We start from the raw sequence: 8,503 nt of genomic DNA on the forward strand, positions 1-8,503 counted from the left end.
GGATGTGTTTTTTTAAAAACACACCCCCCCCCGGCCCCCCCCCCCCGGGGCGCCGCCCCCCGACCGCGCCGGGGCGGGGTTCTTCGTTTTCCGGGAGTTCGGCGTGGCCTCATCGACAAGCCCCTTTGTTCCGGACAGGAACAATGGGTACGGTTCCCCCTGTCCCTCCCAGTCCTCGCCTGTCCACGGGACGGTCGGTCGGTGGCCGACGCCCCACGGACGGTTAGGCTCTAGGCGCGCGGCACACCAGCCCCGCAGAACCAGCGTCACATCCACGAAGGAGATGCTCGTGCCGTCCATCGACGTCGTCGTAGCCCGGGAAATCCTGGACTCCCGAGGCAACCCCACGGTCGAGGTCGAGGTCGGCCTCGACGACGGCAGCACGGGTCGTGCCGCCGTCCCGTCCGGCGCCTCCACCGGTGCCTTCGAGGCCATCGAGCTGCGCGACGGTGACCCGAACCGCTACCAGGGCAAGGGCGTCGAGAAGGCCGTCCTCGCCGTCATCGAGCAGATCGGCCCCGAGCTGGTCGGCTACGACGCCACCGAGCAGCGCCTGATCGACCAGGCCATGTTCGACCTGGACGCCACCGACAACAAGGGCTCGCTGGGCGCCAACGCCATCCTCGGCGTCTCCCTCGCCGTCGCCCACGCCGCCTCCGAGGCCAGCGACCTGCCGCTGTTCCGCTACCTGGGCGGCCCCAACGCGCACCTGCTGCCGGTGCCGATGATGAACATCCTGAACGGCGGCTCGCACGCCGACTCCAACGTGGACATCCAGGAGTTCATGATCGCCCCGATCGGCGCGGAGTCCTTCTCCGAGGCCCTGCGCTGGGGCACCGAGGTCTACCACACGCTGAAGAAGGTCCTGAAGAGCAAGGGCCTGGCCACCGGTCTCGGCGACGAGGGCGGCTTCGCCCCGAACCTCGGCTCCAACCGTGAGGCCCTCGACCTCATCCTCGAGGCCGTCAAGGAAGCCGGTTACGCGCCCGGCGAGCAGATCGCCCTCGCCCTCGACGTCGCCGCCTCCGAGTTCTACAAGGACGGCAAGTACCTCTTCGAGGGCAAGGAGCGCTCCGCCGCCGAGATGACGGAGTACTACGAGGAGCTCGTGGCGGCCTACCCGCTCGTCTCCATCGAGGACCCGCTGTTCGAGGACGACTGGGCCGGCTGGAAGGTCATCACCGACAAGCTCGGCGACAAGGTCCAGCTCGTCGGCGACGACCTGTTCGTCACCAACCCCGAGCGCCTCGCCCGCGGCATCGAGGAGGGCACCGCCAACGCCCTGCTCGTGAAGGTGAACCAGATCGGCTCGCTCACCGAGACCCTGGACGCCGTCGAGCTGGCCCAGCGCAACGGCTTCAAGTGCATGATGTCGCACCGCTCCGGCGAGACCGAGGACGTCACCATCGCCGACCTGGCCGTCGCCACCAACTGCGGCCAGATCAAGACCGGTGCCCCGGCCCGTTCCGAGCGTGTCGCCAAGTACAACCAGCTGCTGCGCATCGAGGAGATCCTCGACGACGCCGCCGTGTACGCCGGCCGCAGCGCGTTCCCGCGCTTCCGCGGTCACGTCGAGGTCTCCAAGGGCTGACCTCCCACCGGGCTAAGTCTTAGCCAGTCGTACGTACGTCCTCGTACCCGGTCCCGTACCGTGTCCGGGGACGTACGCACGTGGAAGGGGAGGCGGCAAGCCACATGGCCGTGAAGGACCGGGACCGTTTCTCCACCGCGACCAGGCTGCGGCTGCTCGGCGAGCAGACGGCGGCCCGGGTCTACCGCTCCCAGACCAAGCGGCAGGCGCGCCGCTCCCGGCTCACGGGCCGCGCGGCCCTGCTCGCGCTGGTGCTGTGCTCGCTGATCGTCGCGCTCGCCTATCCGATGCGGCAGTACGTCTCCCAGCGCGCGGAGATCGCCGACCAGCAGCGCCGGCAGGAACAGGCCCGCAGACGGGTCGAGCAACTGCGCGACCTGAAGGCGCGCTGGCAGGACGACGCCTACGCCGAGCAGCAGATCCGGCGCCGGCTGCACTACGTGATGCCCGGGGAGACCGGGTACGTCGTGATCGACCCGGGCGCGGCCAAGCAGTCCCGCGCCGACCTCGGGGCCGCCCACCGGCCCTGGTACGCGAACGTCTGGGACGGGGTCGACAAGTCCGACGCCTCCGACCAGTGAGCCGGCCCCCGGCCGGTGACCGACAGAAAGCCACCCTGAAAGCAGTCATGGAAACGCCTCCGCCGCCCACTCCGCACACCGAGCCCACCGACGCGGACGTCGAGGCCTTCAAGCAGCAGCTCGGCCGCCCGCCGCGTGGTCTCAGGGCCATCGCGCACCGCTGCCCCTGCGGTCAGCCGGACGTCGTGGAGACGGCGCCGCGTCTGCCCGACGGCACGCCCTTCCCGACGACGTTCTACCTGACGTGCCCGCGCGCCGCCTCGGCGATCGGCACGCTGGAGGCGAACGGCGTGATGAAGGAGATGACCGAGCGGCTGGCCACCGACCCGGAGCTGGCCGCCGCCTACCGTGCCGCGCACGAGGACTACATCAGGCGCCGCGACGAGATCGAGGTCCTTGAGGGCTTCCCGAGCGCCGGCGGCATGCCGGACCGCGTGAAGTGCCTCCACGTGCTCGTCGCCCACTCGCTGGCCGCGGGGCCGGGCGTGAACCCGCTGGGCGACGAGGCCATCGCGATGCTGCCCGAGTGGTGGGCCAAGGGGCCGTGCGTGACGCCGGCCGGGGCCACGGAGGCCACCGAGGCTGTCGAGCCCGTCGAGGGGGACGCCAAGTGACCCGGGTCGCCGCCGTCGACTGCGGTACGAACTCCATCCGGCTCCTGGTCGCCGACGCCGACCCCGCGACGGGTGAACTCGTCGACCTGGACCGGCGCATGACGATCGTGCGGCTCGGCCAGGGCGTCGACCGCACCGGCCGGCTCGCCCCCGAGGCGCTGGAGCGCACCTTCGCCGCCTGCCGCGAGTACGCGGAGATCATCAAGGAGCACGGCGCCGAGAAGCTCCGCTTCGTCGCCACCTCCGCCTCCCGGGACGCCGAGAACCGGGACGACTTCGTCCGCGGTGTCGTGGACATCCTCGGCGTCGAGCCCGAGGTCATCACCGGTGACCAGGAGGCCGAGTTCTCCTTCACCGGCGCCACCAGGGAGCTGACGGGGCGTGACGACCTCACCAGGCCCTTCCTCGTCGTGGACATCGGCGGCGGCTCCACCGAGTTCGTCGTGGGCGACGACCACGTGCGGGCCGCGCGCTCCGTGGACGTGGGCTGCGTGCGGATGACGGAACGTCACCTGGTGCACGAGGGCCGGGTGAGCGACCCGCCCACCGAGGCGCAGATCGCCGCCATGAGGGCGGACATCGAGGCCGCCCTTGACCTGGCCGAGCGGACGGTCCCGCTGCGCGAGGCGCACACCCTGGTGGGCCTGGCGGGCTCGGTCACCACGGTGTCCGCCATCGCCCAGGACCTGCCGGAGTACGACTCCGCGCGCATCCACCACTCCCGCATCTCCCACGACCGCGTCCGCGAGATCACCGAGGGGCTGCTGCGCTCCACGCACGCCGAGCGTGCGGCGATCCCGTCGATGCACCCGGGCCGGGTCGACGTCATCGGCGCGGGCGCCCTCGTGCTGCTCGCGATCATGGAGCGGATCGGTGCCAGGGAGGTCGTCGTCAGCGAGCACGACATCCTCGACGGCATCGCGTGGTCGGTGGCGTAACTCTCTTTTGTTACTGACTAGTAGCCATCGGCTGAGCAGGTCGGATAACGTCTGAGCGGGCCGGAGGGGCCCTCCTGGGGCCCCTCGGTTGGGGACCGCCGGGAAAGTTCGTGAAGTTCTTCACAAGGATTTCCGCCTCGCGGAACCGGGAAACGGGGCCGATAGGCCCTTCCGGGTCCCGTCGAGCCGTTTGAACATGTTCAGACGGTGGCCGCGACGAGGCCGGGGAAGGGAGTGTTCCGGGGGTGTCACGGGAGGCTCACCGCCCCTCCGGAGACAGAGAGAGGCAGCTCACGCGGCCTTGACAACGGGTCAGACCGCCCACCGGTTCCCGCTCGCGGTCATGACCTGCGTCACGCGGGCCGCGGAGTTTAGCACAGGCCCTGTCCAACCTTGTGAAGGGGCGCACGAGCACCCCTGCCGAGGCGGGTGGATACTCGATGGCATGAGCACCACGGAGCGTCCCAGGATCCTCGTAGTAGGCGGTGGGTACGTAGGCCTGTACGCAGCTCGGCGCATTCTCAAGAAGATGCGCTACGGCGAGGCGACCGTCACGGTCGTCGACCCCCGGTCGTACATGACCTACCAGCCCTTCCTCCCCGAAGCCGCCGCCGGCAGCATCTCCCCTCGGCACGTCGTCGTCCCGCTGCGACGCGTGCTGCCGAAGGCGGAGGTCCTCACCGGCCGGGTCACCACCATCGACCAGGACCGCAAGGTAGCCACGATCGCCCCCCTCGTGGGCGAGGCGTACGAGCTGCCCTTCGACTACCTGGTCATCGCGATGGGCGCGGTCTCCCGCACCTTCCCGATCCCCGGCCTCGCCGAGCAGGGCATCGGCATGAAGGGCATCGAGGAGTCCATCGGCCTGCGCAACCACGTCCTCGAGCAGCTCGACAAGGCCGACTCCACGACCGACGAGGAGATCCGCCGCAAGGCGCTCACCTTCGTCTTCATCGGCGGTGGCTTCGCGGGCGCGGAGACCATCGGCGAGGTCGAGGACATGGCCCGGGACGCGGCCAAGTACTACAAGAACGTCTCCCGTGAGGACATGCGGTTCGTCCTCGTCGACGCCGCGGACAAGATCCTCCCCGAGGTCGGCCCCAAGCTCGGCCAGTACGGCAAGGAGCACCTGGAGAGCCGCGGTGTGGAGATCTACCTCTCCACGTCCATGGACTCCTGCGTCGACGGCCACGTCGTGCTGAAGAACGGCCTCGAGGTCGACTCCAACACGATCGTCTGGACCGCCGGCGTCAAGCCGAACCCGGCCCTCGCCCGCTTCGGCCTGCCCCTCGGCCCCCGCGGCCACGTCGACTGCGAGCCCACGCTCCAGGTCAAGGGCACGGACTACATCTGGGCCGCCGGCGACAACGCCCAGGTCCCGGACCTCGTCGGCCGCAAGGCGGGCAACGAGAACGCCTGGTGCCCGCCGAACGCCCAGCACGCGCTGCGCCAGGCCCGCGCCCTCGGCGACAACGTGATCTCCGGCCTGCGGGGCTTCCCGCAGAAGGAGTACGAGCACGCCAACAAGGGTGCGGTCGCCGGTCTCGGCCTGCACAAGGGCGTGGCGATGATCGTCATGGGCAAGATGAAGATCAAGCTCAAGGGCCGCCTCGCCTGGTACATGCACCGTGGCTACCACGGTATGGCGATGCCGACCTGGAACCGCAAGATCCGCGTCTTCGCCGACTGGACCCTCGGCATGTTCCTCAAGCGCGAGGTCGTGTCCCTGGGCGCCATGGAGAACCCCCGCGAGGAGTTCTACGAGGCCGCCAAGCCCGCGCCGGTCGCCGCCGCCAGCAAGACCGAGGAGAAGGCCAAGGCCTCCTGACCTCAGGTCCCCCCGGCCAACCCGAAGGGGCCGCCCGCCATCCGTGGTGCGGGCGGCCCCTTCGGCGTCTGTACGGACTCCTTCGCCGTCGGCCGGACGGCGATGAGGATCAGCCGGCCGTGAGGATCCGGCGGCCCGCGAGGATCAGACGGGCGGCGAGGAGTCGCCGGACCGCGCGGCGCCTTCGCCCGGCACCCGGACGCTGCTGTTTTCCGTGGCACGCGAGTTCGGGACTTGACCGACCGGGGACCGCGGGGTAACGCGACCGTGTGACGATTCGGCCATCGTGTCGGCATGAGCGCGTGGAGGGGAATGACGTCGGCGTGCGGGGTCGTTTCGGTCCATCGGACGGAGACGATCCAGCGGGCCGATTCCTTTCAGCGGAGGTGCGCCATGGCCGACGCCGCGTCGCGGCTGACGAGTGTTGCCGAACAGATGCTGGGAGCACCGCTCCCCTTGCGGATCCGCGCCTGGGACGGCTCCCGGTCCGGGCCGCCGGGCGCCCCGACCCTCGTGGTCCGCAACCGCCGCGCCCTGCGCCGAATGCTGTTCAAACCCGGCGAGCTGGGCATGGCCCGCGCCTGGGTCGCCGGGGACCTCGGCATCGAGGGAGACCTGTACACGGCCCTCGAGGCCCTGGCCGGGTCCGTCTGGGAGCGCGGCGAGGACGCCCGCCCCCTGACCCAGGCGCTGCGCGACCCCGAAGTACGGGCCGCCGGACGTGAGCTGCTGCGGCTCGTCGGATTGCCGCTCCCGCCCGCCCCACCGCGCGAGGAGGTCCGCAGACGCCGCCATCTGCACACCCGGCGCAGCGACAGCCGGGCCATCAGCCACCACTACGACGTGGGCAACGACTTCTACGAACTCGTCCTCGGACCGTCCATGGTCTACTCGTGCGCCTACTGGCAGGACGGCGGCTCACTGGAGTCCGCCCAGCGCGACAAGCTCGAACTCGTCTGCCGCAAGCTCGGCCTGACGGAGGGACAGCGGCTGCTGGACGTCGGCTGCGGCTGGGGCTCGATGGCCATCCACGCGGCCCGTGAGCACGGCGTGCGCGTCGTCGGGATCACCCTCTCGCAGGAGCAGGCCGCCTACGCCCGAAAGCGGGTCGCCGAGGAAGGGCTGACCGACCGGGTGGAGATCCGCGTCCAGGACTACCGGGACGTCGTGGACGGCCCCTACGACGCCATCTCCTCCATCGGCATGGCCGAGCACGTCGGCGCCGAACGCTACCTGGAGTACGCGAGCAACCTGTACGACCTGCTGAGACCCGGCGGCCGGCTGCTCAACCACCAGATCGCCCGCCGCCCGCAGCGCGACGAGTCGGTGTACGAGGTCGACCGGTTCATCGACGCCTACGTCTTCCCGGACGGCGAACTCGCGCCGATCGGCACCACCGTCACCCAGCTGGAGCGGGCCGGCTTCGAGGTCCGCGACGTGGAGTCCATCCGCGAGCACTACGCCCGCACCCTGCGCCGGTGGGTCACCAACCTGGAGGACGACTGGGGCCGCGCGGTCCGCCTCACCAGCCCCGGCCGCGCCCGCGTCTGGCGCCTCTACATGGCCGCCTCCGCGCTCGCCTTCGAGCGCAACCGCATCGGCGTCAACCAGGTCCTGGCGATCCGCACCCCCGCATCGGGCACCTCGGGACTGCTGCTGCGCACCCGTACCTGGAACACCTGACCGCGGCCCCGCCGCACGCAAAGGGCCCCGCTCCGGTCACGGAGCGGGGCCCACTGCGCGGTCGTGCCGCTACTCGGCCTTGATCGCCGTCAGCATGTCGAGCCGGGCCGCGCGCCGGGCCGGCCACAGCGCGGCCAGCACGCCGACCAGCGCCGCCAGCAGCAGGAAGAGCGCCATCCGGGCCCAGGGCAGCACCAGTTCGTACGTCGGCATCTTCGTGCCCAGCAGCTGTCCGGCCGCCCAGCCGAAGAACACGCCGAGGCCGATGCCGAGAACACCGCCGAACAGGGAGATCACCAGGGACTCCAGCCGGACCATCCGCTTGACCGCCTTGCGGTCCAGGCCGATGGCGCGCAGCATGCCGATCTCCTGGGAGCGTTCGAAGACCGACATCGCCAGGGTGTTGATGACGCCGAGGACCGCGACGATCACCGCCATGCCGAGCAGGCCGTAGAGCATGTTCAGCATCGTCGTGAACATCTTCGCGATGTCGTTGGAGATGTCCTGCTTGTCCTGGATCTTGATCGCCGGGTTCAGGCCCAGGGCCTTGGCCAGTCCGTTCCTGGCCGTCTCCGAGGTGCCGTCCGCCGTCCTGACCATGACCTGCATGTCGGCCGGGTCCTTCAGGTGCGGCGTGAGGACCTTGTTGTCGAGCATGATCCCGTTGATCATCTCGTTGCCCTCGTAGATCCCGGCGACGGTCAGCCGCCGCGCCTTGCCGTCCTCGAAGTGCGCGGTGAAGTGCGAGCCGGGCGTCCAGCCGTACTCCTTCGCCCGGTCCTTGTCGACGACGACCCGGAAGCGGCCGACCTCGAAGGCGCCGTCGTCCACCTTCAGGTCCGTCAGCTTCCCGATGGACGAGCCGTCGACGCCGGTCAGGAACTCGGTTTTGCCGTCGATGCGGGACTCGCCGTTGCGCAGCGGGCTGCTGGCGGTCACGCCGTCGGCGGCGGCGACCTTGTCCGCCACGTCGGGGGAGAGCGGGCCCCGGTTGGCCATCGAGACGACGTAGTCCGCGCGGATCGCCGAGGAGGCCATCTTGTCGATCGCCGTCTGCAGGCTGCCCGCCATCACGGTCATGCCGGTGATCAGGGTCAGGCCGATCATCAGCGCGGAGGCGGTGGCCGCCGTACGGCGCGGGTTGCGCACCGAGTTCTGCCGGGCCAGCTTGCCCGACACCCCGAAGAAGCGCAGCACCGGGGCGGGGGGCGCGCCCCGCCGCCCCCCCCCCCCCCGGGGGACCTTTTAAACCCCCAATATAAACACCA

General features: G+C 70.3%; 6 protein-coding genes and 1 pseudogene. 6 read left to right on the top strand and 1 reads right to left on the bottom strand.

Features of this window, described 5'->3' with window-relative positions; all coding sequences use genetic code 11:
- Window positions 1-283: 283 nt before the first annotated feature.
- From eno to V7E45_RS10625, 6 genes are all read left to right on the top strand, one after another.
- Window positions 284-1,591, top strand: a complete 1,308-nt coding sequence (eno, locus tag V7E45_RS10600) for a phosphopyruvate hydratase (protein ID WP_333773841.1) — start codon at window positions 284-286, stop codon at window positions 1,589-1,591.
- Between the two features lie 104 nt (window positions 1,592-1,695).
- A complete protein-coding gene (locus V7E45_RS10605; protein WP_333773842.1) occupies window positions 1,696-2,172 on the top strand; it encodes an FtsB family cell division protein in 477 nt (158 codons plus the stop codon).
- 47 nt (window positions 2,173-2,219) lie between these two features.
- Complete coding sequence (locus V7E45_RS10610) at window positions 2,220-2,786, top strand: DUF501 domain-containing protein (RefSeq protein ID WP_333773843.1); 567 nt, start codon at window positions 2,220-2,222, stop codon at window positions 2,784-2,786.
- Window positions 2,783-3,724 (top strand): Ppx/GppA phosphatase family protein, encoded by a 942-nt coding sequence (locus V7E45_RS10615; RefSeq protein WP_333773844.1) that lies wholly within the window; start codon window positions 2,783-2,785, stop codon window positions 3,722-3,724. The genes V7E45_RS10610 and V7E45_RS10615 overlap by 4 nt, the downstream gene beginning before the upstream one ends.
- Before the next feature lie 445 nt (window positions 3,725-4,169).
- Entirely contained in the window at window positions 4,170-5,552 is a 1,383-nt protein-coding gene (locus V7E45_RS10620; RefSeq protein ID WP_333773845.1) for an NAD(P)/FAD-dependent oxidoreductase, read from the top strand.
- Between the two features lie 393 nt (window positions 5,553-5,945).
- Window positions 5,946-7,235 carry a cyclopropane-fatty-acyl-phospholipid synthase family protein gene (locus V7E45_RS10625; RefSeq protein WP_333773846.1) on the top strand — a complete coding sequence of 430 codons (1,290 nt, stop codon included), beginning with the start codon at window positions 5,946-5,948 and terminating at the stop codon, window positions 7,233-7,235.
- Between the two features lie 69 nt (window positions 7,236-7,304).
- Here V7E45_RS10625 and V7E45_RS10630 read toward each other — a convergent pair.
- Window positions 7,305-8,447: pseudogene (locus tag V7E45_RS10630) on the bottom strand (ABC transporter permease); the annotation flags it as partial.
- Window positions 8,448-8,503: the final 56 nt, after the last annotated feature.

Source organism: Streptomyces sp. IBSBF 3136 (genome assembly GCF_036815105.1).
Lineage (GTDB): Bacteria > Actinomycetota > Actinomycetes > Streptomycetales > Streptomycetaceae > Streptomyces.